We start from the raw sequence: 25,760 nt of genomic DNA, 5'->3' as shown, positions 1-25,760 counted from the left end.
GAGCGCCCTGCGACCCCCGGGAATACGGGACTTTCGACCCTGCTCGGGGCGGGGTCGGCGAGGGCACCATCGACGTCGCCGGCAGCGTGAAGGCACCGCGCCGGCCGCCACTCGTCGTTGGGGAGCGGACGGGTGGACCCGCCGGGGCGGGCGTTCACGGGGAACGCCCGCCCCGGCCCACGCTCGGCCCACGCTCGCCTGGGAGGAACCCGCGGTGACCCTGTCCGGATCGCCCGTCGCGGTCGGCGTCGACGGGAGCAACGCGTCGCTGCTCGCCGTCGCGTTCGCCGCGGGCGAGGCCCGCGCGCTCGGCGTCCCCCTCGTGCTCGTGCACGCGGTGCGCGCGGACGAGTCGACGCACCGGGCCGAGGCGCTCCTCGAGCGGGCCACCGCCCGGGCGCTGGCCGTCGCCCCCGAGGTCGAGGTGCTGCGCCGGGTCTCGCACTGGGCGCCCGGACCCGCGCTGCTCGAGGCCGCCCGCGCGGCGTCCCTGCTGGTCGTGGGCATGGGCGGGCGGGACGACCCGCCGGAGGCGGCCGACGACTCCGTCGCCCTCGACCTGGTCGGCCGGGCCCGCTGCCCCGTCGCGGTCGTGCGCGCGCCGCACCGGAGGCACCGCTCGGTGGTCGTCGCCGCCGTCGCCGACCCCGTGCGGGACGCCCCGCTGCTCGCCGCCGCCTTCCCTCTCGCCGCGGGCCGCGGCGTCCCGCTCGTCGTCGAGGTCCCCGAGACCGGCGACGCGGACGCCGACCTCCTCGCGGCCGCCGCGCTGGACACCGCGCTCGAGCCGTGGACCACCCGGTTCCCCGAGGTCCGGGTGGAGACGGCCGGGGTGCGGGGCCCGTTCGTCGAGCACGTGCTGGAGCGCGCCGCCGGCGCCGCGGCGCTGGTCCTGGGCAGGCCCGACGGGACCGGGCGCTGGGACGAGCCGGCCCGGCTGGCGGTGCACCGGGGCCCGTGCCCGGTGGTCGTGGTGCGGACCGCGGCGGCGGCCGAGCGCGCTGGCGCCTGACGGTCGAAATCACGACCTTCGGCCCTGCCGGGGACGCCGCCGAGGGAGAAGGCTGGCGAGGGGCGGCACGGGGGGGCACCGTGCCCGGATCCGGGGGTGGAGCATGGGGCGTTTCGGCATGGACGTCGGCACCGGCACCACGGTGCTCTACGACGCCGAGGGCGGGTTCCAGTACGACGAGCCGTCGGTCATGCTCGGTCGCTCCGGCGGCCGCGGCGTGAGCGTGGGCCGGGAGGCGGCCGACCTGGTCGACCGGATCCCGTCCGGCTCGCTCGCCGTCCGGCCGGTGCGCGACGGCGTGATCACCGATCTCGACACCGCCCGCCGCTACCTGCGCGCCGTCGTCCGCCGGGTGCTCCCGCGCCCCTGGCAGCGAACCCGCCTGGCCGCCGCCCTCACCGTTCCCGCCGGCGCCAGTCCGCTCGAGCGCCGCGCCCTGGTCGAGGCCGCCGAGGAGGCCGGCATCGTGCGCGTGCTCGCCCTCGCCGGCCCGGTCGCGGGCGCGATCGGCTGCGGCGTCGACCCGCTCGACCGGCGGGTGCACATGGTCGCCGACGTGGGCGCCGGCACCGCCGAGATCGTCGCGATGTGCTACGGCGAGGTGCTGGCCGTGCGGTCGCGCCGGGTCGCCGGGGACGCGATCGCGGCCGCCGTCCGCCGGCACGTGCGCGAGCAGCACCACCTCTCCCTGGGCCGCGACGCCGCCGAGGACCTGACGATCCGCGTCGGGGCGGTCCCCGACGGCGGCGAGGTCACGGTCGTCGGGCGCGACGGCGACAACGGCCGGCCCCGCACGCTGCGCATCCCCGCCGGCGAGCTGCACTCCGTGGTGGCGCCGCGCGTGGCGGAGCTCGCGACCTCGCTGATCGGGTGCCTCGACGACCTGCCCGCCCGTGCGCTCGACGACCTCGCCGCGGACGGCGTCCTGCTCGTCGGCGGTGCCTCCCCGACCCGCGGGCTGCGCGCGGCCCTGGAGGCGGGACTCGGGCTGCCGGTGAAGCAGGCGGAGAACCCGTCGACGTGCGTGGCCGAGGGGGCCGCCCGCGCCTTCACCCTGCCCGGCGTGCTCGAGACCTACGCCCGCGGCTGAGGCTCCCGCAGTATCTCTCAGGGCACGGGCGGGGCCGCCTGATACTGCCGCAGCCCCTCGATGACGATCCGGCTCGCGCTGTTGGCGCCCTTGCCCGGCCCCTGGACCAGGCCCGTCATCACCACGGTCGGCGCGTCGAACGGCGCGGCGACGGACGTCCAGTTGTCGTACTCCTCGGCGGACAGGCTGCCGTCCTGCGCGGTGCCGGTCTTCGCGCCCGAGTCCAGCGGCACCGTCGACAACGACGTGGCCGTGCCCCCGCGCACCGCCGCGCGCATCCCGTCCCGCACGGGGCCGAGCGCGGAGGCGAAGGGCACCGCGACGGGCGGCGGCACGGGCAGCGCGGTGAAGCCGGCCTCCGGGGTGCCGACCGCGAGCCCCAGCCGCGGCGTGACCAGCTGCCCGGTCGCGATCGCGGCCGTCCAGCGGGCGTTCTGCAGGGGCGTGACCTGCAGCGGGCCCTGCCCGATGCCGAGGATCACCGTCGTGCCGCCGTACCAGTGCCCGCCGTCGTCGGCGATCGACTGCGGGGTGCCGAGGTAGCCCGCGGACTCGCCGGGCAGGTCGATGCCGGTCGGCGACCCGACGCCGAGCGCGTGCGCGGCCTCGATGATCGGGTCGGGCCCCATGAGGGCGGCGAGCCGGTAGAAGTAGACGTCGTTCGACCAGGCGATGGCCTGCGGCAGGTTCATCGGCCCCATGGGCTTCCAGTTGTCGAACGTGTGCCCGGCCAGGGTGAAGCTCGCGCCGGTCGGGACGATCGACGCCGGCGGGATCGTCCCCGTCACCATGTTCGCGGCCGCCACGACCAGCTTGAACGTCGAGCCCGGCGGCACCGCGACCTGGCTGGCGTGCTCGAGCGTCGGGTGGCCCGGGCGTGCCTCCACGGCCCGCAGCGCCTGCACGTCGAGCGGCGGCCCGTACAGGTTGTTGTCGTACGAGGGCAGGCTGGCCAGGGCCAGGACCTGGCCGTTGCGCGGGTCCATGGCGACCGCGGCACCCACGGCCCGGGGGTTGCGCTGCCCGGCGAGCGACGCGCGGACCGAGTCGGTCAGCCGCTGCTGCAGCGGCAGGTCGAGCGCGGTGCGCAGGTCGGCGCCCGGGACCGGGTCGCGCCGGGTGCCGAGCGCGGTGGGGACACCGGACGGCGTCACCCAGTAGCACTGCTCGCCGTCGAGGCCGCGGAGCACGGCGTCGTAGCTCGCCTCCAACCCGGCCCGTCCGACGACGACGCCGGGGCCGAGGGTCGGGTCGCGCCGGGTCTGCACGTCGGTCGCGATCCCGGTGTAGCCCAGCACCGGGCCGAGCAGCTCGCCCGTCGGGTAGCTGCGGCGCGGGACCGCTTCGACCCGCACGCCGTCGAACCCGGTGACCGTGCGCGCCTGGGCGATCGGGAGCTCCGCCAGCTCCAGCGACAGCGTGGTGTCCGGGGCGGCGTCGAGGGCCGCGCGCACGTCCGCGGGCGGCCTGCCGAGCAGGCCCGCGAGCCGGTCGACCTCGCCCGGCCGGACCAGGCCGGGAACCGCCTCGATCTTCGCGGTGCCGGCGTCGGTCGCGGCCGCGTCGATCGCCAGCACGGCCCCGTTGCGGTCGGTGATCTCGCCCCGGGGCGCCGGCAGCCGGACGCACCGGGCCATCTGTTCCTGGCCCGCGGCGACCAGCGCCGGCCCCTCGACGGCCTCGAGCCGCCAGCCGAAGGCGCCGAACGTGAGCAGCAGGCCGGTCACGCCCAGTGCGGCGACCCGGACCAACCGCGGGCGCAGCCGTTCGGGCGCCGCCCAGAGCACGCGGCGGGCCCCGTCGCGCCGGACCCCGAGCACCACGCCGATCGCCGCGAGGTGCACCACCACGGCGGTGCCGCCGTAGCTGACCAGCGGGAACGGCACCCCGGCGAGCGGCAGGAGTCCGAGGTTGCCGCCGACCGACACCACGACCTCGGCGCCGAACAGCACGGCCAGCCCGCCCGCGAGCAGGGCCCCGTGGGCCGTGCGCGAGGTGCGCGAGGCGACCGCGAGCCGCCACACCAGGACGACGGCGGCCAGCAGCACCACCACGCCGGCGACCATCCCGAACTGCAGGACGAGGCTGGCCGGGGCCAGGTCGGTGTCGCGCTCGGGCAGGTACCGCTCCAGGACGTTCGTCAGCGGGTCCCCGGCCTGCCCGAACGGGCCGCCGGAGGCCAGCGCGATCCGGGCCTGCGCGACCGCCCAGCCGGACCCGGCCGGCGACTCCGCGGCCCCCGCCAGGAAGCTGCCGAGCCGCTCCACCTGGTAGGGCCGCAGCAACCCGACGACCAGCGGCGCGGCGACCGCGGCCCCGGCGAACACCGGCAGCACGAACCGGGCCGGTACCCGCCCGATCACCAGCAGCGCCACGGAGACGACCACCAGCAGCGTCGTGGTGCTCAGGTCCGGCTGCAGCACGGTCAGCACGATCGGGATCGCGGCGAGGACCAGCGCCCCCAGGAACCGCTGGTACGCCGGCCGCCCCGACCCGAGGACCCCGGCGACCACCAGGAGCAGGCCCAGCTTCGCGAGCTCGGAGGGCTGGAAGGTGAACCCGCCGACGGCGATCCACCGGGTGGCGCCGTTCGCGCTCAGGCCGACCACGGGCACCGCCGCGAGCAGGACCACCGCCAGCGCGTAGCAGACGACGCCCAGCACGCCGAGCAGCCCGACCCGGACCCGCCAGAACAGCGCGAGCAGCACCAGCCCGCCGGCGGCGATGATCCCCTGCCGCACGGCGGTGTCGATCCCCTCGACGACGGCGAGGTTGGCGAGCCCGGCGACGACCAGCACGAGCGTGGCCAGCACCGCGACGACGTCGAACGCCAGCCCGTGGTTCCGGCGCGGCCGGGGTGGCTTGGGCGGCCGTTCCCCCGTCGCCCAGGTGGACACCCGGCGCCGGCCGGGCAGGAGCCGGCGGAGCCGTCGCGCGGGCCTCATCGGTGCCGCCGGCCGGTCACGGCGCGCACCCGCCGGTCGGTGGGACGCGGACCGCCGGGCTGGCCGCCGCCCCCGCACCGGCGGTGACGGCGGTGAGGGCGGTCGCGCCGGCGTCGGGCATCCGGACGGCGCCGACGACGTCGGCGCGGTCCACCCCCGCCGGCACGCTCACCGTGCCCCCGGCGAGGGTGGCGCCGGCGCCGCCGCACAGGTCGTCGAGCCGCACGGTCCAGTCCACGGCCACCGGCTCGGGCGCGGGACGCAGCCCCACGTGGATGCGGACGAGGCAGTCCTGCCCGGCCCCGCAGGCCCGCACCGTGCGCAGGTCGACCGACCCGACCGCCCCGTCGGCCGCCGGCGCGGGCGCGGCCGGCAGCGGCGGCAGCACCGGGCCCGGCGCGGGCGCGACCGCGGCGTCGCGGCCGCTGGCGAGCAGGAGGGCGATGTCCGCCTCGATCCGCTCGTGCAGCAGCGACCACTCGACCGCCAGCACCGCGCAGACCACCAGCGGCCACGCCACCCACAGCCACCAGCGACGACGCCGTGCGCGCACGCCCGCGTACCCCCCGGCCCGAACCACCCCGCAGCCCCCCTCGTCCCCGCCACGGCCCGTGTGTCGTCCCCGCCGGACACGGTGCCGCAGGAGGGGCGGGCGGGGGCAGGGGCGGACGGCCCAGCGGGGTCCACCGGGTCCCGGGGCCGGACGGGTCCTTCCCGGGTCCATGGACCCTGGCGCACCTCGGTGGACCGGCGAGGATCAGGCGGCCGGCCCTGGCGTCGGGTCACAGGGCAGCAGATCACCGACGTCAGATCACGCCCTGCGCGCGCAACGCGGCCCGGTGCTCCTCGGACAGGCCGAGCAGACCGCCGTAGATCTCGTCGTTGTGTTCGCCGAGGCCCGGGCCGAGATGGTCGATGCCGCCCGGCGTCGCCGAGAAGCGCGGGACCGGCGCCTGCACCCGCATCGCACCCAGGTCCGGGTCCGCTACCTGCGGGAACACGCCGCGGGCCTGCAGCTGCGGGTCCGCGAGCAGCTGCTCGGCGTCGTAGATCGGGGCGGCCGCGACCTCGGCCTCCTCGAACACGGTCATCGCGTCGTCGAGCGTGTGCGCGGCGATCCACTCGGCCATCACGGAGTCGATCAGCGCGGCGTTCCGGAGCCGCTGCCGGGCCTCGGCGAAGCGGGGGTCCCGGGTGAGGTCCTCGCGGCCGACGGCCCGCAGCGCCCGCAGGGCGATCGTCGGGGCACTGCCCGACATGGCCAGCCACTGCCCGTCCTTGGTCCGGTACGTGTTGCGCGGGGCCGAGATGTCCCAGCGGTTCCCGGTGCGGGCGGGCACCTCCCCGAGCTGGTCGTAGGTCAGCACCGGCTGCTCGATCAGCCGCGCGAGGGGCTCCACCAGGTTGACGTCGATCAGCTGGCCCGGGCCGCCGTGCACGTCGCGGTGGTAGAGCGCCATCATCACGGCGTAGGTCGCGGTCAGCGCGGCCACCCCGTCGGCCAGCATGAACGCGGGCAGGGTCGGCGGGCCGTCCGGTTCCCCGGTCAGATGGGCGAACCCGCTCATCGCCTCGCCGAGCGTGCCGAAACCCGGCCGGTCCGACTTCGGCCCGCCCGCCCCGAACCCGGTGACGTGCAGCATCACCAGCCCCGGGTTGGTCGCCGCGAGCGCGGGGTGGTCGAGGCCCCACCGCGCGAGCGTCGACGGGCGCAGGTTCAGCACCACGACGTCCGCCGTGTCGGTCAGCCCGCGCAGCAGGTCCCGCCCCGCCTCCTCGCGCAGGTTGAGCGTGACCGACTTCTTGTTGCGCCCCAGGCTCTTCCACATCAGCCCGACGCCGTCGCGCTGGGCTCCCCACTGCCGCAGCGGGTCGCCGCCGTCGGGCTGCTCGACCTTGATCACCTCGGCGCCGTGCTCACCGAGCCACGTCGCGACGAGCGGCCCGGCGGCGAGCGTCGCCGCGTCGACGACGCGGATCCCGGTCAGCGGTCCCGAACCCATCCGAACTCCTCGACTCCCGTGCGAATCCGGCCTGCGCGGGCGCTAGCCGGCGAGGCCCTGCAACCAGGCGCGGACCCGTGGCAGGGTCTCCACGCCGGTGGTCCGGGCGACGTCGCCGGCGAGATCCGCGATCGACACCCCGCGCAGCGCGCCGCGCCACGCCCGGTCCGCCTCGATCATCACCCGCGCGATCGGGCACGGCGTGGTGCACGCCTCCGGCGTGGCGGCCAGCGGCCCGCGCTGCCGGATCTCGGTGCAGACGAAGGCGGGCTCGGCGCCGTCGACCGCCTCGACGACGTCGAGCACGGTGATCTCCCCGGCGGCCCGGGTCAGCACGTACCCGCCCGCCTGCCCCTGCACGGAGCGGACGAGCCCGGCCCGGGACAACGCCTGCAGCTGCTTGGCCAGGTAGGTCGGCGACACGTCATGGAACTCGGCGAGCTTCGCCGCCGGGACCGGGTCGGTCGTGCCGGTCAGCACCACGCAGCAGTGCAGCGCCCACTCCACCCCGCCGGACATCTTCACCGTCGCAGCCTACTTGACTCGGACAGAAGTTGTCCGAGTAGGATCCCGGACAAGAGATATCCGGATTCACGGGAGGGAACGGCCATGCGGATCGTCGTCGTCGGAGGAACGGGCCTGATCGGGAAGGCGCTGGTCGCCGCGCTGCGGGAGCGCGGCCACCAGGCGGTGCCCGCCTCGCCCTCGACCGGGGTCGACACGCTGACCGGCGCGGGTGTCGCCGAGGCCCTGGCCGGGGCGCAGGTGGTCGTCGACGTCACCAACTCGCCGTCGTTCGCGGACGGTCCGGTGCTCGACTTCTTCACCCGCTCGACCACCACCCAGCTCGCCGCCGAGCGCGAGGCGGGCGTCGGCCACCACGTCGCGCTGTCGATCGTCGGCACCGACCGGCTGCCCGACGCGGGCTACCTGCGCGCCAAGGTCGCCCAGGAGGAGCTGATCACCGGCTCGGGGATCCCGTTCACGATCCTGCGCGCCACCCAGTTCTTCGAGTTCCTCGGCATGATCGCCGACTCGGCCACCGAGGGCAGCACCGTCACCGTGCCCGAGGGGGCGTTCCAGCCGGTCGCCGCGGCCGACGTCGCCGCCGCCCTCGCCGAGCTCGCCACCGGCGCGCCGGTCGGCGGCACGATCGACCTGGCCGGCCCCGACCGCCGCACGATGGAGGAGTTCGTGCGCGAGTTCCTGGCCGCCCGCGAGGACCCCCGGAGCGTCACCACGGGCCCCGACGCCCGCTACTTCGGCACCGCGATCGGCGACGCGCTGGTCCCTGCCGGGGATGCCCGCATCGGCGCGACCGGGTTCGAGGACTGGCTCAAGGCCTGAGGCTCCCCGGTCGTCCCGGCTCGGCGGGGTACCCGGGCGTCGTGGAGCTGGTCGTGATGGTCGGCCTGCAGGGGGCGGGCAAGTCGACCTGGGTGCGCGGGCACCTCGCCGCCACCCACGCGGTGGTGAGCAAGGACCACTGGCCCAACGCGAAGCGCCGGGAGCAGCGGCAGCGCCGGGTGGTGGAGGAGCTCCTCGCGGCCGGCCGGGACGTGGTCGTCGACAACACCAACGCCTCGCCCGAGGATCGGGCCGGGCTGATCGCGATCGCGCACGCCCACAGCGCCCGGGTCCGCGCGGTGCACCTCGCCACTCCCCTGGAGCTCTGCCTCGAGCGCAACGACCGGCGGACCGGCCGGGCGCGGGTGCCGCTGGTCGGGGTGCTGGGGACGCGCAACCGGCTCGTGCCGCCGTCGGTCGAGGAGGGCTTCGACCGGGTCGACGTCGTGTCTCCGTCGTGACCGGCTGCCGGGCCGCGACGGGTGTGGGTCAGCTCGTCCGGTCAGCTCGTCCGTGGGTCCTCGCGGGGCGGGAAGTTCCGCATCTGCTCGGGCCGGGGCTCGGGGCGAGGCAGTGGCGGGCCGCCCGGTGTGGTGCGCGGGATCGGCGGACCGGTCGGCGCGGCGTGCGGGACCGGCGGGCCGGTCGGGGCGGCCGCCGCGACGCCGGCGGGGCCGGGCGGGGGCATCGGCGAGCCCGGCGAGGCCGGGGTCGAGGTTGCGGCAGTGGTGGTGGTCGTGGTCGACTCCGACGCCCGTTCGGCGAAGGCCAGCCACACCCCACACAGCCCGGTGATGAACAGCAGGCCGGTGACGATGCCCTCGATCTGCAGCGGGCTGATCGCCAGCGTGCCGGCCGGGACGAACGCAGCCGCCACGACCAGCGCGTACAACAGCGGGTCCAGCACCGCGAGCCGCCGGCCCGGCACCCGCGCCCGGCCGGTGCGCAGCAGGTAGCGGAGGGACTCGACCAGTCCGATCGCCCCGCCGATCGCGAACGTGGCGCGCCACACCAGCCCGTTGTCGCCCGCGGTGGTGCCCAGCATCGAGGCGAGCCCGAGCACCCCGGGCAGGAAGAACTTCAGCGCCAGGTGCAACGTCGCCGCGTGCCGATCCGGATCCGAGCGCCAGTTGCCGTGCGCGAACTGCATGACACCGAACCACAGCCCCAGCAACGTGAAACTCGTGCCGCTCAAGGTCTGATAGAAGGTGACGGTCGGGTCCACGATGATTCCCCCCTCGACGCCGCGGCGAGCGGCGCTCGGGGGCCCATCGTGCTGGTCCCGGGCGTTCGCGGGAAGGGGCATTTCGAATGGCTCGCCTGCACACACGAACCTCGATGCCGTCGACCGTCGCCGCAGAATGAACCGCCTCGATCGGAAGAAGGCGAATTCGAGTGCACGACTTCGAGTGGCCGCCAAAACCTTTCAGGAATTGCTCGAGGCGGTGCGGCACGGCCAACGCGAACCCGCTCCACCGTCCAGAACGGCGCCGGCTCGTTGACCGGGAGATGTGAAGGCAGAGGGTTGCGTGGTGGCGTCGGCGGCCGCCAAACGACCAACAGCCGGTTCGGCGGCGCCAGCGGGCCCGACGAGGGATGATCCGCCGCCGGCCGCCACGCCCGGTCAGCCTGACCCCGAGAGGACGGGATTCGAGTGCGCGCCGCCAGACCGCCGAGGCGCCGGGAGCTGATCGAGGCGGAGCGGCGCCGGGAAGCGCAACGCTCCGCCCGACCGGTCAGAACGGCGGCGGTTCGTCGAGGTCGGTGGCTGGCGGCGGGGGTGGCGGGCGAGGCTCCTCTGGCGGTGTCGGCGGGCGCCAGACGATCAGGGGTGGGTCGGGGCGGTCCTCGCTCTGGTCGGCCTCGTCGTCGGCGCAGCAGTGGTCGTCTTCGGGTGGGACGGGCAGCGGCGGGGGCAGCGGCGGGAGCAGGGGTTCGGCGCGGGTGCGGTAGACCCGGCCCAGCGGGCTGCGCCAGACGAAGATCCCGGGTTCGGGTTGGGTCAGGGTCCAGCCGCGGTGTTTGAGGCCGTGATCGTGGCGGCAGGCCGGGCCCAGGTCCGCGGCGGTGGTCGGGCCGCCGCGGCAGTGGTCGCGGGTGTGGTCCAGATCGGCCGTCCGGGCCGGGGTGAGGCAGCCGACGAAGGTGCAGTGCCGGTCGCGGAACTCCACATGCCGGCGCAACCCGGTGTGCGGGAACCGCGCACCCGGATCATCGTCGAGGGCGCGGCCGCGGGCGGCCAGGATCTCGGTGAGCACCGGGCGCCAGGAGCCGGGCAGGTCGCTGGCCGGGGCGGCGAGCCGGCCCAGCAGCTCGGCGTCGACGAGCAGGTCGACCAGCCCGGGCGCACCCGGGTCGGTCGCCGCCCGCGCGGTCCGGTCGAGGTCGGCGAGGGCGGGTCGAGTGCGCAGCGCCCCGGCCCGGAGCAGCCGCCCGTCCGGGCCGGTGAGCGCATACCGCCACGGCGCCCGATGCTGGGCGGCGACCAGCAGGCGGGCCCGAGAGGCCGGGATCGGCCCGAGCGCGGGCAGGGTCGCGGGCCGGTCGTCGAGCCCGAGCAGGGTGGACAGCGCGATCTGCAGATGCACCCCCCGCCGCGCCCGCATCGGCGACCCCACCGCAGCAGCCTTGACCCGTTCTCCCTTGACCGGCTGCGGCTCGGCCCTCTCCCCCTCGGCCCGCGCGGCGGCTTCGGCAGCACTCATCAGATCGACGGTGTCCCCCGACTCCACGCCCGACTCTGCCGGCCCTGCCCCCGACCCCGCCGACCCTGCGCCCGCCTTCGCGGGCTGCGCCTCGCTGCGGCTGACGCCGGTGCCTGCGGGCTCGGTCGGCGGCTGGGCTGCGGGTGCGCGGGTCGGGGTGCAACGGGCCGTGCCGGCCTGCCGCGCCCGCGCGCGGGGCGAGCGCCGCTGGCCCTGTCCGGGAGCGTCGGTCCCGGCGGCGTCGTGGAGCAGGGCGGTGATGATCTGCGCGTCGGTCAGGGTGTGCAGCCGGCCGTCGAGGAACCCGACGAACAGATCCACCCGGATCTGGTCCAGCCGGCCCGGGTGCCCGGCCCGGCGGACCTGATGGGCCAGCCGGTCGATCCGAGCCACTGCGGCGTCGGCGTCCTCCGGGGCCAGCCCGTGCGCGGTGATCGTCGCGGTGCCGTCCTCGGTCACGCACGCCGCCACCCCCCGCCGCGCGTGCGCCCGGCGGAACAGCCGCTCGTAGTGCGCCGGATCGATCTCCATGATCAACCGGCGGAGCCGGCGCGAGATCTCACTGGTCGTCCACCGCCGGGCCCGCGGCAACACCAGCGCGCACAGGTGCGCGATCTGCGCCGCCGGCAACCCGACCAGGTGCCGCAGGAACACCGCCGCCTTCGGCGGGTCGATCTGCCCGCGCTCCAGCGCCGCCCACACCGCCGGCAACTCCACCACCAGCGCCACCGCGTCGTCGGCGTGCCCGTCCGCGGCCCGGCGCGTCCACGCCAACGCGGCCCGGATCTCATCGGCCCAGTCCAGATACGGATCCGGCAACTCCGCCGCTGAGTCCGGGCGGTCCGGGTCGGCGTAGCCGACCGCGACCATCGCTCGCACGAACCGCGCCCGGGTATGGCTGTCCTGGCGGTGCCAGGCCTCCAACACGGTGAGCCGGTCCCGGGCGGGTACCGCGGCCAGGTCGATCCGGTCAAGCGCCGCCGCGAGTTCCGGGCCGGGCGGGAGGTCCGCCAGCCCGGCCGGAAGACACCCGGTCGACTGCACGGATCGAACATACATTCGAGCACCGACAATTTCGGTCGCTCCTCCGACATGCCTACAAACAACATCCGTCGACAGATCACGGCCGCCCGCACGCACGGACACGATCAGCTCAGGCGCCGCGTCACCAGCGAGCCGCCGATGCCGATTCACCCACCTCCGCGCACCTCCAGCGCGCGGGGCGCGGCGGTGTTCAGCAGAGCGGCGTTGCTGGTGGCCCGCAGCTGCCCGGCGGCCGACCTGTTCTTCTCGCTGGTCGCCTGCCGGAGCGGTACGGCCCCCTCGCCGCCAACGCCGAGCTCGCCGACCCGGAGGCCGCCGAGCAGGCGGCTACCGCCTACCCGGACTCTGCCCCGGGCTGCGGGAGCGCCTCCGCCGAGCTCCCGGCGAGGAGCGCGAGCGAACCGGTGACGGGGCGCCGACGCCGTCAGTCGCACCAACTCGCTCCGGAGAGTAAAGGCCTCGCCGGTGCATGGTCAGGACCCGACACTGCATCGCCAGCACCAGCCATCCGCGCGAGCCCCTCACATCCCCGGCCCCAACCCCTCCACCCCGACCATCCGGGCGGTGCTGGTCTCCTCCCGCACGGTGCGGATCCCGGCGTACTCGGGGCCCTCGTAGAAGGTCTCCCACGCCTCCCGCGACGGGAACTCCAGGAGCACCAGCCGGGCCGGCGTCCATCCGCCCTCGTAGACCGTGTGGGCGCCGCCGCGGACGAGGTAGCGGCCACCCGCCGCCTCGAGCGCCGGTCGCACCTTCTCCATGTACGTCCGGTACCGCTCGGGCTCCCGGATCTCGACGTCGACGAGGACGTAGTAGCGGCCCGGGACCGGTTCGGCGTCGCCGGTCATGGCACACCCCCTTGTGCACGGAGGCCGACGATGCTCCCACCGCCGGGTCGGCGCGCACATCCCCCGAGAACGCCGGAGGCCCCGTCCGACCAGGGACGGGGCCGCCACGGCGGGGTCAGACGCCGCGCAGCAGCGCCTCGAACGACGGGGCGTCGGCGAACGGGTCGGCCGTCCGCGCCGCCGGGCGCGCGGCGACCAGCTCGGCCAGCTCCTCGGCGGCGCGCTCGATCCGCGAGGCCAGGCCGTGGCTCGCCTCCCCCGCGCCGCCCCAGTCCTCGGACGCCGCGAACACGGCGGTCGGCGTGACGACGGTGCGCAGGTAGGCGAACAGCGGCCGCATCGCGTGCTCCAGGGCCAGCGAGTGCCGGGCCGTGCCCGCCGTCGCGCCCATCAGCACGGGCGTGCCGGTCAGGGCGCCGGAGTCGACGACGTCGAAGAACGTCTTGAACAGCCCGCTGTACGACGCCGAGAAGACCGGCGTGACGGCGATGATCCCGTCCGCCCGGGTCACCGCGTCCAGCGCGGGCCGCAGCTCGGCGTTCGCGAACCCGGTGACCAGGTTGTCGGCGAGGTCCCGGGCGTGCTCGCGCAGCTCGATGACCTCCACCTCGGCCTCGACACCGCGGCGGCGCAGGGCCGCCACGGTCGCCGAGGTCAGCCGGTCGGCCAGCAGCCGGGTGGACGACGGGACGGAGAGTCCCGCACTCACCACGGCGATCCTCCGCTGTTCCATGATCAGGCCGCCTCCTCCCGGGCCTGCCCGGTGACGTCGTCCGCCGGGGCGTACACGGTCGAGTCCTTCGCGCCGCGCGCGGCGACGAGGGACTCGTGGGTCGGGGCGTCGGGCACGTGCGCGGGCTTGAGCGCGGCGAACTCCCTGCGCAGCACCGGCACGACCTCCTCACCGAGGATGTCGAGCTGCTCGAGCACGGTCTTCAGCGGCAGGCCCGCGTGGTCGACGAGGAACAGCTGGCGCTGGTAGTCGCCGACGTAGTCGCGGAACCCGAGGGTCCGCTCGATGACCTGCTGCGGGCTGCCCACGGTCAGCGGGGTCTCCCGGCTGAAGTCCTCCAGCGACGGCCCGTGCCCGTAGACCGGGGCGTTGTCGAAGTACGGCCGGAACTCGTCCACCGCGTCCTGGCTGTTCCTCCGCATGAACACCTGCCCGCCGAGCCCGACGATCGCCTGGTCGGCGGCGCCGTGGCCGTAGTGCTCGAAGCGGCGGCGGTAGAACTCGACCATCCGCTTCGTGTGCTCGGCCGGCCAGAAGATGTGGTTGTGGAAGAAGCCGTCGCCGTAGTAGGCGGCCTGCTCCGCGATCTCCGGGCTGCGGATCGAGCCGTGCCACACGAACGGCGCGACGCCGTCGAGCGGGCGCGGGGTCGAGGTGAAGCCGCGCAGCGGGGTGCGGAACCGGCCCTCCCAGTCGACCACGTCGGAGTCCCACAGCTTGCGCAGCAGGGCGTAGTTCTCGACGGCCAGCGGGATCCCGTCCCGGATGTCCTTGCCGAACCACGGGTAGACGGGGCCGGTGTTGCCGCGGCCCATCATGAGGTCGACGCGCCCGCCGGCCAGGTGCTGCAGCATCGCGAAGTCCTCGGCGATCTTCACCGGGTCGTTCGTGGTGATCAGCGTGGTGGCCGTCGAGAGCTGCAGCCGCTCGGTCCGCCCCGCGATGTAGCCGAGGGTCGTGGTCGGCGACGAGGAGAAGAAGGGCGGGTTGTGGTGCTCGCCCAGGGCGAAGACGTCAAGGCCCACCTCCTCGGCCTTCTTCGCGATCGTGACGACGTCCTTGATCCGCTCCGCCTCGGACGGCGTGCGCCCGGTCGTCGGGTCGGTCGTGACGTCGCTGACGGAGAACACTCCGAACTGCATGACCCTCACCTCGTTGGTTGATGTGTCATCTACCTTCTCCGAACTCCGGTGACGTGTCAACTATTCCGGTACCGTGGCCCCCATGACCCGATGGCTCGACGAGCGGGAGCAGCGCGCGTGGCGCGGCTACCTCGCCATGCAGACCCAGCTGCAGGCCCTGCTCCACCGGCGGCTGCAGGCGGACTCCGGGCTGTCGTACGCCGACTTCGACGTGCTCGTCGCGCTGACCGACCGGGACGGCGAGCAGGTTCGGGTGCTGGAGCTGGCGGAGGCGCTGCGCTGGGAGAAGAGCCGGCTCTCCCACCACCTGTCCCGCATGCAGAAGCGGGGTCTGGTCGCGCGGCGGGAGTGCGCCGACGACGCCCGCGGCGCCTTCGTCGTCCTCACCGCCGAGGGGCGGCGCGCGATCGAGGGCGCCGCCCCCGCGCACGTGGAGGCCGTGCGGGAGCTCGTGTTCGACGGGCTCGACGCCGACCAGGTCGACGCGCTCGCCGGCATCGCGGAGACCGTGCTCACCCGGATCCGCGCTGCGGGCTGAGCCCGGTCAGGCCGTCCCCGCGATCCGGAAGGTGTAGCAGAGCTCCCGCCACTCCCCCTCCACGGCGGCACCGTCGGGCGTCGGGCTGGTGCGGGGTTCGAAGTCGACGATCAGGTCCTCCTTCACGCCGAACACCGCATCGGAGTCGAGGTACTTCCCGCCCCGCACGAAGAGCTGCGTGATCAGCCTCCGGTGCCCCGGCGCGTCGATCATGAAGTGCAGGTGCGGCGCCCGGTAGGGGTGCCGGCCGGCGGCCCGCAGCATCGCGCCGACCGGGCCGTCGTCGGGGATGGGGTACTCCGAGGGCAGGATCGACCGGAATCGCAGGCGGCCCTCCGCGTCGGTGCGCAGCCGCCCGCGCAGCACCGGCCCGTCCAGGTCCGGCAGCTGGACGTCGTAGAACCCGTCCTCGTTCGACTGCCAGACGTCGACGACGGCGTCGGGCACCGGCCGGTCCTCCGTGTCCGTGACCGTCACGTCCACGTACAGCGGGGTGCCCGGCAGGCCGGCGGAGACGTCCGCGCCCTGCGGCAGCTCGGGCGGCCCCTCCACGTAGAAGGGCCCGAGGACGGCCGACGGCGTGGTGTCCGGCGTGCGCGAGTTGTCCAGCACGTCGACCACGCTGGACAGCCCGAGCGTGTCGGAGAGCAGCACGAACTCCTGCCGGGTGTCGGTGCAGGCCTGTCCCGTGCGGGTGAGGAAGTCGATGCCCTGCTGCCACTCGGCCTGGGTGAGGTCGTTGGCCACGGCGAAGGCGTGCAGGCGCGGCACCAGGTCGGTGAGCAGCGCGCGCAGCCGCGGGTCCTCGGTGCCCGCGAACGTGGCCACGACCTGCGCGGTCAGGCCGTCGATCATCGTGGGGCCGGGCGGCCGCTCCCCCGCCCACGCCCGGCGCAGCAGCCCGGCGAGCCCGTCCCGGGTCAGCGGGGCCGGGTTCGGATAGGGCTTGGCGACGGCGAGCTCGACCGCCCGCTCGAGGTCCGCCTCGGCGAGCCCCAGCTCGCGCAACGACGTCGGCCCGCCCGCGTCGACGATCAGGTCGAACACCGCGGTGGGAGCATCGGCCGCGCCCAGCGCTTCGGCGACCCGGCGCATGGCCTCGGGTGCGGCCGCGGCGTTGTAGGCCATGGCGTGCGGCAGCACCACGGTGTGCGTCGGCGCGTGCGGGAGCCCGAAGCTGCCGCCGAGGGTGTGGCAGAGCTTGTGGTGCAGGCCCATCCCGACGGCGCCGAGGCAGGTCCCGGCCAGCCAGGCGCCGCGCAGCAGGTCGGCGCGGGCGTCCGGGTCGGTGTCGAGGCCGCGGAGCCCCCGGGCGAGGTGACGGACGGCGTCGAGCGCCATGCCGTCGACGACCGGGTTGGCGTCGGGCGCATAGAGCGCCTCGACGGCGTGGGCGAGCGCGTTGACCGCGCTGGTCACCGCGAGCGGGCGGGGCAGCCCGGCCGACAGCTCGACGTCGTAGATCACCGTCTCGGGCAGGATCGCCGGATCGGTGCGGGTGGTCTTGACCCCCTCCGCGGTCTCGCCCAGGACCGGCGTGACCTCGGAGCCGGCGTAGGTCGTGGGCAGCACGACCTGGTCCACCCCGGTCCGGACGGCGAGCGCCTTGGCCAGCCCGGTCGTCGAGCCGCCGCCGACCGCCACCACGCAGTCCGCGCCGGTCTCGCGCAGCACCGCGAGCGCCTGCTCGGTGACCTCGACCGGGGTGTGCATCGCAGCGCCGTCGAACCGGCCGGCCGCGAGCGGACCGAGGATCTTCTCGACGCGGTCGGCGACGTCGTGCAGGTGCTCACCGGCCAGGACCAGGGCGCGCGAGCGGCCGAGGCGGCCCACCTCGTCGGCGACCCGCTCGAGCGTGCCGGACCCGAAGACGATCCGGGCCGGGTGGGCGGTGTAGGTGAAGTCCGGCATGACGTTTCCCCTCAGGCCCGCGCCAGCAGCGCGGCCAGCGTGGCGGTGAGCTCCCGCTCCGGGTCGGCGGGCAGCTCGTGGGCCCGCCAGCCGACGTGCGCGTCCGGCCGGACGAGCACGCAGCCGGACTCGGACACCTCGCGCAGGCGCGCCCAGTCGTCGTAGACGTCGGTGTACTCCCGGCCCGGGCCGATCACGTGCGCGTCGACCTCGATGCCCAACGACCGGGCCGCGGCCTCCGCGGCGTCGACCCACGCCTGCCCCGAGATGCCGGTGAGCACGGTGAAGCGGCCCTTGCCGGTGACGTCGTGGGTGCTGACCTTGTGCCCGCCGCGGCCGAGCCAGCAGTGCGGCAGGCGGGCGCCGGGCCAGGTGGTGGGGTGGTAGTACAGCTCCGGGTCGCGCTCGTACTCCGGCTCCGGGGTGCCGTCGCCGACCACCGCGCCCGAGCGGTAGCGCTGCCCGAGCTCCACCCCGTGCGCGTTGAACTCGTAGTCCTTGAGCTCGAGGGCCTTCCGGAGCGCGATCCGCTGCTCCGCGGCCTCCGGGGTGTCCGCGGCGCGGGCCCGCATGCTCGCGATCTGCTGCGCGGGGTCGTCGGAGTCGGTGAACCCCAGCGCGTCGAAGATCGGCCCGAACTGCTCGATGGACTTGTTGGCGCGCAGCACGATCTGCTTCCCGACCGGGGCGCGCTCGGCGTCGTAGCTGTCGAGCAGCTCCTCGCCGGCCTTCCCCGACAGCACCGCCGCCAGCTTCCACGCGAGGTTGTAGGAGTCCTGGACGGAGGTGTTGGAGCCCAGCCCGTTCGACGGCGGGTGCCGGTGCACGGCGTCGCCGGCGCAGAACACCCGACCGGCCCGGTAGCGCGTGGCGTACATCTTGTTGTTGCCCCACAACGAGGTGGAGCGGATGGTCACCGGGATCGTGTCGTCGCCGACGAGGTCGTGGACGATCTTCGTGGCCATCGCGTCGTCGACCTCCGGCGGTGCCCGGTCGATGTCGTAGCCCCACACGATCAGCCACTCGTCCCACGGCCGGACCATGCGGACCAGACCCATGCCGATGCCGCCGATGTTCGAGCCCGGCTGCAGCACCCAGTACAGGACCCTCGGCCGGTGCTCCACGTACCGCGACAGGTCGGCGTGGAAGACGATGTTCATACTGCCGGCGATGTCCATCTGCCCCTCGAAGGGCAGCCCGACGTCGCGCGCCACCTGGCTGCGGCCGCCGTCGGCGCCGATCACGTACCTCGCCCGGATCGGGTAGGTGTGGCCGGAGAGCCGGTCCCGGACCGTGACCGTCACGCCGTCGGCGTCCTGCTCGAGGCCGAGGTACTCGGTGTCGAACCGGATCCGGCTGCCCCGCTCCGCCGCGTGCCCGATGAGGATCGGCTCCAGCAGCGTCTGGGGCAGGTCGCAGTTGTCCGACGGGCTGGCCAGCGTGTAGTCGGCACGCCGGGCCGGGTGCGTCCCCCACGTCCGCACCCGGCCGATCTCGTCTCCGGCCAGGCTGGTGCAGAAGACCGTGTCGCCCATCAGCGCGGACGGTGTGCCCTGCGCCCGGACGTCGTCCTCGATCCCCATGTCGCGCAGGATCTCGACGGTCCGCTGGTTGGTGATGTGGGCCCGCGGCGTGTTCGCCGTCCACCGGTACTTGGTGATCACGATGTGGTCGACGCCGTAGGTGGCCAGGAACAGCGCGGCCGACGCCCCGGCCGGTCCGCTGCCGATGACCAGTACGTCCGTGGTCAGGACCGTCTGCTCGTTCACGCCGCCTCGTCTCTGAAGTGCGTCCGGGACGGACCGAGTATGGGAAGGCGGTCCGCCATACGTCCAATACCGAGTCCGGGGAGCAGCTATACGCTGCGCCTATGGATCTGCGGGCGTTGGAGTGCGTCGTCGCCGTCGCCGAGGAGGGCTCGATCAGCCGGGCCGCCGCCCGGCTGCACATGACACAGCCCCCGCTGACCGTCCGGTTGCGGTCCCTGGAGCGCGAGCTCGGCGTGGAGCTGCTGGTCCGGCACGGGCGCGGCGTGGACCTCACCGCCGCCGGGCGGGTGCTCGCCGAACGCGCCCACCGGGTCCTCGCCGACGTGTCCGCCGCGGCCGAGGAGGTCCGGACGGTCGGGCTCGGCACGCGCGGCCGGTTCGGCGTCGTCGTCGGGCACACGGTGTCACCCCGGCTGCTGCCGCACCTCGCCGGCGGGGCGGCGCTCGGCGGCGGCGTCGACCTGACCGTCACCGAGGCCACGGACGCCGACGTCGTCGAGCGGGTCCACCGGCGCGACGCCCACGCCGGGCTCCTCCACCTCGCCCCCGGTGAGCCGGGCCGGACCCGGCACCCGCGCGCCCGGTCGCGGGGGCTGGAGGTGGCGGTCGTGGCCCGCGAGCCGCTCGTCGCGGTGCTGCCCGACACGCATCCGGAGGCAGGTGGCGACCGGGTCGACCTGTCGCTCGTGCGCGGGGCACGCGTGGTGGTCGCCGAGGCGACGGGCGAGGGGTTCGCGGCGCACGTCCGGGCGGCCTGGGCGGTCGCCGAGGCGGACGGCGGTCACGGCCTGGTCGAGGCCGGGTCGATCGTGCAGGCGATGGCGCTGGTCGAGGCGGGGGCGGGCGTCACGCTCCTGCCCGCGCAGTACACGTCGATGGTGTGGGGCGGGCTGGTCGCGCGACCCCCGCGGCAGCACACCCCCGTGGTCGAGACCGCGGTGTGCTGGCGGCCCGACGAGGACTCCCCCGTCCTCCGGCGGTTCCTCCGCACCGCCCTGTCCACCCCGGAGCCCGACGTCCTCGGCCCCGCCCACGCCCGGCACGGCCTCGGCGCCGCGCACTGGTGACGGGCGGGAATGGAGGTCCGGCCCGCCGGGAACCCACGGGCATCTCCGGGGAGGGAGTCGCCGACATGATGACGGTCATCACCGAGATCACGCTGAAACGTGGTTCCGAGCCCGAGTGGGACGCCGCGATGCGCGACCGGCTCACGGCCGCCCGCGGGCGGTCGGGCTGGGTGGGCGGGCAGCTGCTCATCCCGCTGGACGGGCAGAACACGCGCGTCGTCGTCGGGACCTGGCAGAGCCGGGCGGACTGGCAGGCCTGGCACGAGGACGACGCGTTCGCCGAGACCCGCACGCGGATGGAGGGGCTGCAGGAGGGCGACAGCCGGATCACCTGGCACGAGGTGGTGGTCGACTCCCGCGGCGAGGAGTAGCGGCTCCGCTCCGTCAGGGATCGGTGAACCGGCCCGGCCAGGAGCCGGTGCCGTCGACCGCCGTCCTGGCACGGCGATGAGTTCCGCCCCGCCACGCCGTCTGCAGGGTGGGCCCTCCGCGCCGCGGGAGGCCCGGGACGAGACGACGAGGAGCGTGCCCCGTGGCCGAGGAGAACGTGAGCGCCACCCTGACTGTCGCCGAGCCCGTCGCGAGGGTGTTCGCGGTGCTGGCGGACCCGACGACCCATCCCGCGATCGACGGCACCGGCTGGGTCCGGGAGGCCGTCGACCGGGCGCCGCTGACGGAGGTGGGGCAGGTCTTCCGGATCGGCATGTACCACCCCAACCATCCGGACGGCCACTACGAGATGGCCAACGAGGTCCGGGTCTGCGACCCGCCGCGCGCCATCGGCTGGCTGCCCGGACAGGAGAAGGACGACGGCCACCTCGAGTTCGGCGGCTGGACCTGGCGCTACGACCTGGTGCCGCTCGGGCCGTCCGAGACCGAGGTCACGCTCACCTACGACTGGTCGGCAGTGCCGCAGTTCATCCGGGAGTACCTCCACTTCCCGCCGTTCGGCCCGGAGCACCTGACCACCTCGCTGCAGCACCTGGCCGAGCTCGCCGCGCGGACGTCCGCGGAGCCGTCGACGTGATCAGGCGGAGGAGGTCCGGACCCGACGGGCCGGAGCTGCAGCCAGGTCGGCGCGCGGCGCCGCCGTGGTGCTGCGGACGACGAGGTGGGGCGGGATGACCTGTTCGCGCTCGTCCGCCGCGGCATCGCCGTCGAGGCGGGCAACGGCCCGGGCGACCGCGAGGGCGGTGATCCGCCCGGCGTCCTGGGCGACGGTGGTGAGCGCGACGTGGGACAGGCGGGCCAGGCTGCTGTCGTCGAACCCGACCACGGACATGTCGCCGGGGACCGCCACCCCCTCACGCCGCAGGACGTCGAGGACGCCCGTGGCGCAGCGGTCGTTGAACACCGTGACTGCCGTGGGGCGCGCGGCGATCAGCTCGCGAGCGGCGGCCGCCCCGTCGTCCTCCGTGAGGCCCCCGGGCACGATCAGGGCCTGGTCGGCAAGCCCGTGGTGGTCGAGGGCTTCGCGGTAGCCCCGTCGTCGCTCGGCAGCGCCCGGGGCGCGTCCACCGTCGACGTGCGCGATCCGGGTGTGTCCGAGGTCGACGAGGTGGTCGACGGCGAGGTGGAGCCCGGCGGCGTCGTCGGTGCGCACGACGTCGACCGCGCGGTTGCGGACCGGGCGGGCCACCACGATCACCGGCATCCGGGCGGCGAGATCGGCCAGCTCGGACGTCGGCAGGGCGGGGCCGAGGAGGATCAGGGCCTCGCAGCGGTCCTGCAGCAGGCTCGCGACGGCGCGGCGTTCGTCCCGGCCCGGGGTGACGGCACTGAGGGCGAGTTCGTAGTCCGCGGCGTCCGCGGCGGTGTAGAGGCCGCTGACGAGGTCGCCGTGGAACGGGTGCTGCACCCCGAACACGACGCCGATCAGCCGGGTCCGGCTGCGCCGCAGCATCCGCGCCCGGCTGTCCGGGCGGTAGCCCAGCTCCTCGGCGGCCTTCCGCACCCGCTCGCGCGTCGCCGCGCTCGCTCCCGGTGCGTCCCGCATGACGATCGAGACGAGCGGCACGGACACCCCCGCGCGGGCCGCGACGTCGGCGAGCGTCGTACGTCGACCGCGGACCGGCAACTCCTCCGTCATGCCGCGAGTCTAGCCCCATCGTTCTAGAACGTTATAGCGCGAAGCCGTTGACTGCCGCGCTTCCCCGACCGCATACTCGTCGCTATAACGTTCTAGCTCGTGCGTGGATGCATGCAGCTCGAGGAGGAGTGAGATGAGCCAGGTCGACAGTGGTTCGCCGGTCGGCGTCGCCCTGATCGGGTCGGGCCGGATGGGCGCCTATCACGGTGAGACGCTCGCGCAGCGGCTTCCGGGCGCACGGCTGGTGGCCGTGGCCGATCCCGCGCCCGGCACGGCCGAGAAGCTCGCCGCGGGGTGGGGCGCACCCGCCGCCTACACCGACCCGGCGCAGGCGTTCGGCGACCCGGCCGTCGAGGCGGTCGTCATCGCCGCCCCGGCTCGTTTCCACACCGACCTGATCGTCGCCGCGGCTCAGGCCGGGAAGTCGGTGTTCTGCGAGAAGCCCGCCGCCCTGTCGCTGGGCGACCTGGACCGGGCGATCGACGCCGTCCGCGCGGCCGCGGTGGTGCTGCAGGTCGGGTTCAACCGCCGCTTCGCCCCGGACTGGGCCGCCGCGCGGGCGCTGCTCGACCGGGGCGTGCTGGGCACCCCGCGGCTGCTGCGCTCGGTGACCCGCGACCCCGGCGGCTTCGACCCGTCGTGGGTCCCCGCCGACACGATCTTCAACGAGACCCTCATCCACGACTTCGACACCCTGCGGTTCCTCAACCCCGGCGCCGAGGCCGTCGAGGTCTACGCGACCGCGGACGCCCTCGTCGAGCCGGCCTGGAAGGACCGCGGCCTGCTGGACACCGCCGTGGTCACCGTGAAGTTCGACAACGGCGCGACCGGGATCGCCGAGGCCTGCTTCCAGGCCGCCTACGGCTACGACGTCCGCGGCGAGGTCTTCGGCTCCGGCGGCATGGCCACCATGGGCGACGGCCGGGCCACCGGCATGGTCTTCTCCGGTGCCACCGGGCGGGCGATCGACACCGCCCGCAGCGACCAGGAACTCCTCGCCGGCGCCTATGTGGCCGAGCTGGCCGCGTTCGTCGAGGCCGTGCGCACCGGTGGGCCGGCCCCGGTCGGCGGTGAGGACGCTCGCGCGGCCCTGGCCATCGCGAAGGCGGCAGCGCGGTCGGTCCGTGAGAACCGCCCCGTGACGATCGCCGAGGTGGCCCGGTGATCCACGCTGTGATCGACACCGGCAGCACCTACCGGCTCGCCGTCTCCGCGGAGATGGTGTTCGTCGACCTGCCCTTCCTCGAGCGCGTCGAGCGGCTCTCCGGGCTCGGCTACGAGGTCGAGATCTGGGACTGGACCCGCAAGGACGTCGACGCCCTGGCCGCGACGGGGGCGACGTTCTCCTCGATGACCGGCTACGTCACCGGCACCCTGGCCGACCCGGACGGGGCCGAGGAGCTGCTGCGCACCGCCGAGGAGTCGCTGAAGGTCGCCGAGCAGCTCGACTGCCCCCGGCTCAACCTGCACGGCACCGGACTGGACGGCGACGGCCTGCCCGTGATCCCGTCCGAGATCGTCACCCCGACGATGTGGCTGACCACCGCAAAGACCCTGACGCGGCTCGCCGAGCTGGGCGAACGGGCCGGGCGGGTGTTCACGCTGGAGAACCTCAACACCGCCGTCGACCACCCCGGCGTCCCCTTCGCCCGGGCCGCGGACACCATCGCCCTGGTCGAGGCGGTCGACAGTCCCCACCTGCGGCTCAACCTGGACCTGTACCACGCCCAGATCGGCGAGGGGAACCTCGTCCGGCTCGTCGAACGGGCCCTCCCGCTCGTCGGGGAGATCCAGGTCGCCGACGTACCCGGCCGCTGCGAACCCGGAACCGGCGAGATCCACTACCCCGCCGTCGCCGCCGCGCTGGACCGACTGGGCTACACCGGCGTGGTCGGCCTCGAGGGCTGGGCCTCCGGCGACTCGGACCTGGCCCTCGACCGCTTCCGCACCGCCTTCACGATCCCGCGCTGACCGGTCGACGGTCACCGCCACGGCCGCTCTCCCTACGGAGAATGTCCGGTGCCCTTCTGGGCCGCCGGAGCGCCAGGAGTACCCGGGACGGACGTTCCGGGAGCCTGCGCCCTCCTCCATTCGAAAGCGAGAACGAGCAGGATCACGATTCCGATCGTATTGATGACCGTCACCGAAACGTTCGCGAGCGGTGCGCCCCCGCCGCAGAGCCGGGACCGGAGCTCAGACCGCGGCGGTGCCGATCAGACCCTTCCGCGTGACGAGCCCGGCGAGCTGCTCCTCGGAGAGGCCGTCGGTGCCGTCCGGCCTGCGGGGCAGGACCATGTAGCGGGACTCCGCGCTCGCGTCCCACACCGAGATCGCCACCGAGTCCGGCAGCACCAGGCCGAACTCGCGCAGCACGCCGCGCGGGTCGCGCACCACCCGGGAGCGGTAGGCCTCGCTCTTGTACCAGCTGGGCGAGGGCCCGAGCAGCGCGATCGGGTAGCAGGAGCAGAGCGTGCAGACCACGACGTGGTGCTCCTCCGTCCCGTCCGCGCCCACCCCGTTGGCCACCACCTTCAGCCGCTGCTCCTGGATCCCGCCCGCCATGGAGAGGCCCACCTCGCGGATGGCGGCGTTGGCGTCGGCCAGCAGGCGCTCCGCGAACCCCGGATCGGTCCACGCGCGCGCCACGATCCGCGCTCCGTTGGCCGGGCTCCCCCCGGCGAGGAACTCGTCGATGCGGGTGTCGATCTCCCCCGGCTCCAGCAGACCTCTTGCCTCCAGCAGCGACTCGACGTGCCGGACCTCGGCCGAGATCGTCGAGCTCGCGTGTTCCCCGCTCATGCCCGCTCCTCCACCAGGTAGTCCTCCCACAGCTCCACGACGACGCTGTGGTCGCCGGCGCCGAACAGGTCCGCCGCCGCGAAGCGCACGTGGTACACGGCGTGCGGCTCCGCGTCCCGGCCGCGGGCCCGCTCGTCGGCCAGCGGGTGCCGGCCCGCGAGTTCCACCACGGTGCCGACCGCCCCGCGGGCGTAGCCCGGCAGCCGGGTGTGGCCCGCGACGTCGACCGACCGGGTGCGCACCCGGTCGCCCGGCGCGAACCGGTCAGCCATGCGTGAGCTCCTCGGCGGTCGCGACGCCCTTCTCCGCCAGGAGCATGCGGATCGCGGCGAACCACCGCTCGTAGTAGGAGGCGGCCAGGTACTCCCGCACCGGCAGCCGCTCCTGCGCGTCGCGGAACTCGTCGAGGTTGTAGACCCCGCGCCGGACCAGGGCGGCGTTGAGCGCGAACACGTGCGCCTCCCAGTCGGCGTGGAAGCGCGGCTCGTCGGGCTCCTCGACGATGGGTGCGAACCCGCTCATCCCGCCGACGTCGTTCATGCGGCTCACGAGCCCTTCCTACCTCACGACCTCCGACACGGTCGATGTCGAGAGAGCTCGCGCTCGGCCACGTCCCCGGGTCGATCGCCACGACGAGTACCCCGTACGGAACGAAGGCCACCCGGCTCCGGTGGCTTTCGGCCCTGACCGGGCTCGTGGTGCCCGGCGACGATCGCCC

General features: G+C 74.9%; 25 protein-coding genes. 10 read left to right on the top strand and 15 right to left on the bottom strand.

Going from position 1 to position 25,760, the window contains the following annotated elements:
• The first annotated feature begins 214 nt into the window (after window positions 1-214).
• The gene (locus PKE99_RS09105) at window positions 215-1,012 is read left to right on the top strand and encodes a universal stress protein (protein WP_051736831.1); all 798 of its coding nucleotides are present in this window, start codon (window positions 215-217) and stop codon (window positions 1,010-1,012) included.
• Window positions 1,013-1,115: 103 nt separating this feature from the next.
• Complete coding sequence (locus PKE99_RS09100; protein ID WP_037041190.1) at window positions 1,116-2,102, top strand: rod shape-determining protein; 987 nt, start codon at window positions 1,116-1,118, stop codon at window positions 2,100-2,102.
• Window positions 2,103-2,119: 17 nt separating this feature from the next.
• Here the strand turns inward: PKE99_RS09100 and PKE99_RS09095 are convergent, their stop codons facing one another.
• From PKE99_RS09095 to PKE99_RS09080, 4 genes are all read right to left on the bottom strand, one after another.
• A complete protein-coding gene (locus tag PKE99_RS09095; protein WP_051736901.1) occupies window positions 2,120-5,047 on the bottom strand; it encodes an FtsW/RodA/SpoVE family cell cycle protein in 2,928 nt (975 codons plus the stop codon).
• A 16-nt stretch (window positions 5,048-5,063) separates the two neighbouring features.
• Window positions 5,064-5,600: a hypothetical protein gene (locus PKE99_RS09090; RefSeq protein WP_271214864.1), complete on the bottom strand. Its 537-nt coding sequence runs from the start codon at window positions 5,598-5,600 to the stop codon at window positions 5,064-5,066.
• Window positions 5,601-5,853: 253 nt separating this feature from the next.
• Window positions 5,854-7,050: a CaiB/BaiF CoA transferase family protein gene (locus PKE99_RS09085; RefSeq protein WP_037041186.1), complete on the bottom strand. Its 1,197-nt coding sequence runs from the start codon at window positions 7,048-7,050 to the stop codon at window positions 5,854-5,856.
• Window positions 7,051-7,092: 42 nt separating this feature from the next.
• The gene (locus PKE99_RS09080) at window positions 7,093-7,569 is read right to left on the bottom strand and encodes an RrF2 family transcriptional regulator (protein ID WP_037041183.1); all 477 of its coding nucleotides are present in this window, start codon (window positions 7,567-7,569) and stop codon (window positions 7,093-7,095) included.
• Between the two features lie 90 nt (window positions 7,570-7,659).
• Here PKE99_RS09080 and PKE99_RS09075 point away from each other — a divergent pair, with 90 nt between their 5' ends.
• Together PKE99_RS09075 and PKE99_RS09070 are read left to right on the top strand one after the other, a co-directional pair.
• Window positions 7,660-8,397, top strand: a complete 738-nt coding sequence (locus PKE99_RS09075; protein WP_037041180.1) for an SDR family oxidoreductase — start codon at window positions 7,660-7,662, stop codon at window positions 8,395-8,397.
• Between the two features lie 41 nt (window positions 8,398-8,438).
• Window positions 8,439-8,858, top strand: coding sequence for an ATP-binding protein (locus tag PKE99_RS09070; RefSeq protein WP_231498049.1), 420 nt, complete (start codon window positions 8,439-8,441; stop codon window positions 8,856-8,858).
• Window positions 8,859-8,899: 41 nt separating this feature from the next.
• Here PKE99_RS09070 and PKE99_RS09065 read toward each other — a convergent pair whose 3' ends face one another.
• From PKE99_RS09065 to PKE99_RS09045, 5 genes are all read right to left on the bottom strand, one after another.
• Window positions 8,900-9,592, bottom strand: coding sequence for a hypothetical protein (locus tag PKE99_RS09065; RefSeq protein ID WP_156067180.1), 693 nt, complete (start codon window positions 9,590-9,592; stop codon window positions 8,900-8,902).
• Window positions 9,593-10,133: 541 nt separating this feature from the next.
• Complete coding sequence (locus PKE99_RS09060; protein ID WP_037041174.1) at window positions 10,134-12,146, bottom strand: HNH endonuclease signature motif containing protein; 2,013 nt, start codon at window positions 12,144-12,146, stop codon at window positions 10,134-10,136.
• A gap of 521 nt (window positions 12,147-12,667) precedes the next feature.
• A complete protein-coding gene (locus tag PKE99_RS09055; RefSeq protein ID WP_037041171.1) occupies window positions 12,668-12,994 on the bottom strand; it encodes a DUF1330 domain-containing protein in 327 nt (108 codons plus the stop codon).
• Between the two features lie 115 nt (window positions 12,995-13,109).
• Window positions 13,110-13,727 carry an FMN reductase gene (locus tag PKE99_RS09050; protein WP_037041168.1) on the bottom strand — a complete coding sequence of 206 codons (618 nt, stop codon included), beginning with the start codon at window positions 13,725-13,727 and terminating at the stop codon, window positions 13,110-13,112.
• A gap of 2 nt (window positions 13,728-13,729) precedes the next feature.
• The gene (locus PKE99_RS09045) at window positions 13,730-14,869 is read right to left on the bottom strand and encodes an LLM class flavin-dependent oxidoreductase (protein ID WP_037041167.1); all 1,140 of its coding nucleotides are present in this window, start codon (window positions 14,867-14,869) and stop codon (window positions 13,730-13,732) included.
• Window positions 14,870-14,951: 82 nt separating this feature from the next.
• Here PKE99_RS09045 and PKE99_RS09040 point away from each other — a divergent pair, with 82 nt between their 5' ends.
• A complete protein-coding gene (locus PKE99_RS09040) occupies window positions 14,952-15,407 on the top strand; it encodes a MarR family winged helix-turn-helix transcriptional regulator (protein WP_037041164.1) in 456 nt (151 codons plus the stop codon).
• Window positions 15,408-15,413: 6 nt separating this feature from the next.
• On the opposite strand, the gene PKE99_RS09035 is transcribed toward PKE99_RS09040, so the two are convergent.
• Window positions 15,414-17,318: a maleylacetate reductase and hydroxyquinol 1,2-dioxygenase domain-containing protein gene (locus PKE99_RS09035; protein ID WP_037041161.1), complete on the bottom strand. Its 1,905-nt coding sequence runs from the start codon at window positions 17,316-17,318 to the stop codon at window positions 15,414-15,416.
• An 11-nt stretch (window positions 17,319-17,329) separates the two neighbouring features.
• Window positions 17,330-19,087, bottom strand: coding sequence for an FAD-dependent oxidoreductase (locus tag PKE99_RS09030; protein WP_037041159.1), 1,758 nt, complete (start codon window positions 19,085-19,087; stop codon window positions 17,330-17,332).
• A 101-nt stretch (window positions 19,088-19,188) separates the two neighbouring features.
• Here PKE99_RS09030 and PKE99_RS09025 point away from each other — a divergent pair, with 101 nt between their 5' ends.
• From PKE99_RS09025 to PKE99_RS09015, 3 genes are all read left to right on the top strand, one after another.
• On the top strand, window positions 19,189-20,154 hold the full coding sequence (locus tag PKE99_RS09025) for a LysR family transcriptional regulator (RefSeq protein WP_051736830.1): 966 nt from the start codon (window positions 19,189-19,191) through the stop codon (window positions 20,152-20,154).
• 65 nt (window positions 20,155-20,219) lie between these two features.
• Window positions 20,220-20,525, top strand: coding sequence for an antibiotic biosynthesis monooxygenase family protein (locus PKE99_RS09020; RefSeq protein WP_037041156.1), 306 nt, complete (start codon window positions 20,220-20,222; stop codon window positions 20,523-20,525).
• Between the two features lie 161 nt (window positions 20,526-20,686).
• Window positions 20,687-21,181: an SRPBCC family protein gene (locus tag PKE99_RS09015; RefSeq protein ID WP_037041153.1), complete on the top strand. Its 495-nt coding sequence runs from the start codon at window positions 20,687-20,689 to the stop codon at window positions 21,179-21,181.
• Here PKE99_RS09015 and PKE99_RS09010 read toward each other — a convergent pair whose 3' ends face one another.
• The gene (locus tag PKE99_RS09010) at window positions 21,182-22,243 is read right to left on the bottom strand and encodes a LacI family DNA-binding transcriptional regulator (protein ID WP_051736829.1); all 1,062 of its coding nucleotides are present in this window, start codon (window positions 22,241-22,243) and stop codon (window positions 21,182-21,184) included. It abuts the gene before it with no gap.
• Between the two features lie 133 nt (window positions 22,244-22,376).
• Between PKE99_RS09010 and PKE99_RS09005 the strand changes: the two genes are divergently transcribed.
• Both PKE99_RS09005 and PKE99_RS09000 read left to right on the top strand, forming a co-directional pair.
• On the top strand, window positions 22,377-23,408 hold the full coding sequence (locus PKE99_RS09005; RefSeq protein ID WP_037041150.1) for a Gfo/Idh/MocA family oxidoreductase: 1,032 nt from the start codon (window positions 22,377-22,379) through the stop codon (window positions 23,406-23,408).
• Window positions 23,405-24,214, top strand: coding sequence for a TIM barrel protein (locus PKE99_RS09000; protein ID WP_231498048.1), 810 nt, complete (start codon window positions 23,405-23,407; stop codon window positions 24,212-24,214). The genes PKE99_RS09005 and PKE99_RS09000 overlap by 4 nt, the downstream gene beginning before the upstream one ends.
• A 222-nt stretch (window positions 24,215-24,436) precedes the next feature.
• On the opposite strand, the gene PKE99_RS08995 is transcribed toward PKE99_RS09000, so the two are convergent.
• From PKE99_RS08995 to PKE99_RS38975, 3 genes are read right to left on the bottom strand one after another with little or no spacing between them, the layout of a single operon-like run.
• Window positions 24,437-25,042 carry a nitrile hydratase subunit alpha gene (locus PKE99_RS08995; RefSeq protein WP_037041148.1) on the bottom strand — a complete coding sequence of 202 codons (606 nt, stop codon included), beginning with the start codon at window positions 25,040-25,042 and terminating at the stop codon, window positions 24,437-24,439.
• Window positions 25,039-25,314 (bottom strand): SH3-like domain-containing protein, encoded by a 276-nt coding sequence (locus PKE99_RS38980; RefSeq protein ID WP_037041147.1) that lies wholly within the window; start codon window positions 25,312-25,314, stop codon window positions 25,039-25,041. The genes PKE99_RS08995 and PKE99_RS38980 overlap by 4 nt, the downstream gene beginning before the upstream one ends.
• The gene (locus PKE99_RS38975; RefSeq protein WP_344737628.1) at window positions 25,307-25,582 is read right to left on the bottom strand and encodes a hypothetical protein; all 276 of its coding nucleotides are present in this window, start codon (window positions 25,580-25,582) and stop codon (window positions 25,307-25,309) included. The genes PKE99_RS38980 and PKE99_RS38975 overlap by 8 nt, the downstream gene beginning before the upstream one ends.
• Window positions 25,583-25,760 lie beyond the last annotated feature (178 nt).

This window comes from Pseudonocardia halophobica (genome assembly GCF_027922425.1).
Taxonomy (GTDB): domain Bacteria; phylum Actinomycetota; class Actinomycetes; order Mycobacteriales; family Pseudonocardiaceae; genus Pseudonocardia; species Pseudonocardia halophobica.
Note: the sequence above shows the minus strand (reverse complement) of the source record. Positions and strands in the feature narration are given on the sequence as shown.

Bases quoted from the DNA above. Each gene is read 5' to 3' on its own strand.
- PKE99_RS09100 (WP_037041190.1), top strand. From the start codon at position 1,116: ATGGGGCGTTTCGGCATGGACGTCGGCACCGGCACCACGGTGCTCTAC.
- PKE99_RS09095 (WP_051736901.1), bottom strand. From the start codon at position 5,047: ATGAGGCCCGCGCGACGGCTCCGCCGGCTCCTGCCCGGCCGGCGCCGG.
- PKE99_RS09085 (WP_037041186.1), bottom strand. From the start codon at position 7,050: ATGGGTTCGGGACCGCTGACCGGGATCCGCGTCGTCGACGCGGCGACG.
- PKE99_RS09080 (WP_037041183.1), bottom strand. From the start codon at position 7,569: ATGTCCGGCGGGGTGGAGTGGGCGCTGCACTGCTGCGTGGTGCTGACC.
- PKE99_RS09075 (WP_037041180.1), top strand. From the start codon at position 7,660: ATGCGGATCGTCGTCGTCGGAGGAACGGGCCTGATCGGGAAGGCGCTG.
- PKE99_RS09055 (WP_037041171.1), bottom strand. From the start codon at position 12,994: ATGACCGGCGACGCCGAACCGGTCCCGGGCCGCTACTACGTCCTCGTC.
- PKE99_RS09050 (WP_037041168.1), bottom strand. From the start codon at position 13,727: ATGGAACAGCGGAGGATCGCCGTGGTGAGTGCGGGACTCTCCGTCCCG.
- PKE99_RS09045 (WP_037041167.1), bottom strand. From the start codon at position 14,869: ATGCAGTTCGGAGTGTTCTCCGTCAGCGACGTCACGACCGACCCGACG.
- PKE99_RS09040 (WP_037041164.1), top strand. From the start codon at position 14,952: ATGACCCGATGGCTCGACGAGCGGGAGCAGCGCGCGTGGCGCGGCTAC.
- PKE99_RS09035 (WP_037041161.1), bottom strand. From the start codon at position 17,318: ATGCCGGACTTCACCTACACCGCCCACCCGGCCCGGATCGTCTTCGGG.
- PKE99_RS09025 (WP_051736830.1), top strand. From the start codon at position 19,189: ATGGATCTGCGGGCGTTGGAGTGCGTCGTCGCCGTCGCCGAGGAGGGC.
- PKE99_RS09020 (WP_037041156.1), top strand. From the start codon at position 20,220: ATGATGACGGTCATCACCGAGATCACGCTGAAACGTGGTTCCGAGCCC.
- PKE99_RS09010 (WP_051736829.1), bottom strand. From the start codon at position 22,243: ATGACGGAGGAGTTGCCGGTCCGCGGTCGACGTACGACGCTCGCCGAC.
- PKE99_RS09005 (WP_037041150.1), top strand. From the start codon at position 22,377: ATGAGCCAGGTCGACAGTGGTTCGCCGGTCGGCGTCGCCCTGATCGGG.
- PKE99_RS08995 (WP_037041148.1), bottom strand. From the start codon at position 25,042: ATGAGCGGGGAACACGCGAGCTCGACGATCTCGGCCGAGGTCCGGCAC.
- PKE99_RS38980 (WP_037041147.1), bottom strand. From the start codon at position 25,314: ATGGCTGACCGGTTCGCGCCGGGCGACCGGGTGCGCACCCGGTCGGTC.
- PKE99_RS38975 (WP_344737628.1), bottom strand. From the start codon at position 25,582: ATGAACGACGTCGGCGGGATGAGCGGGTTCGCACCCATCGTCGAGGAG.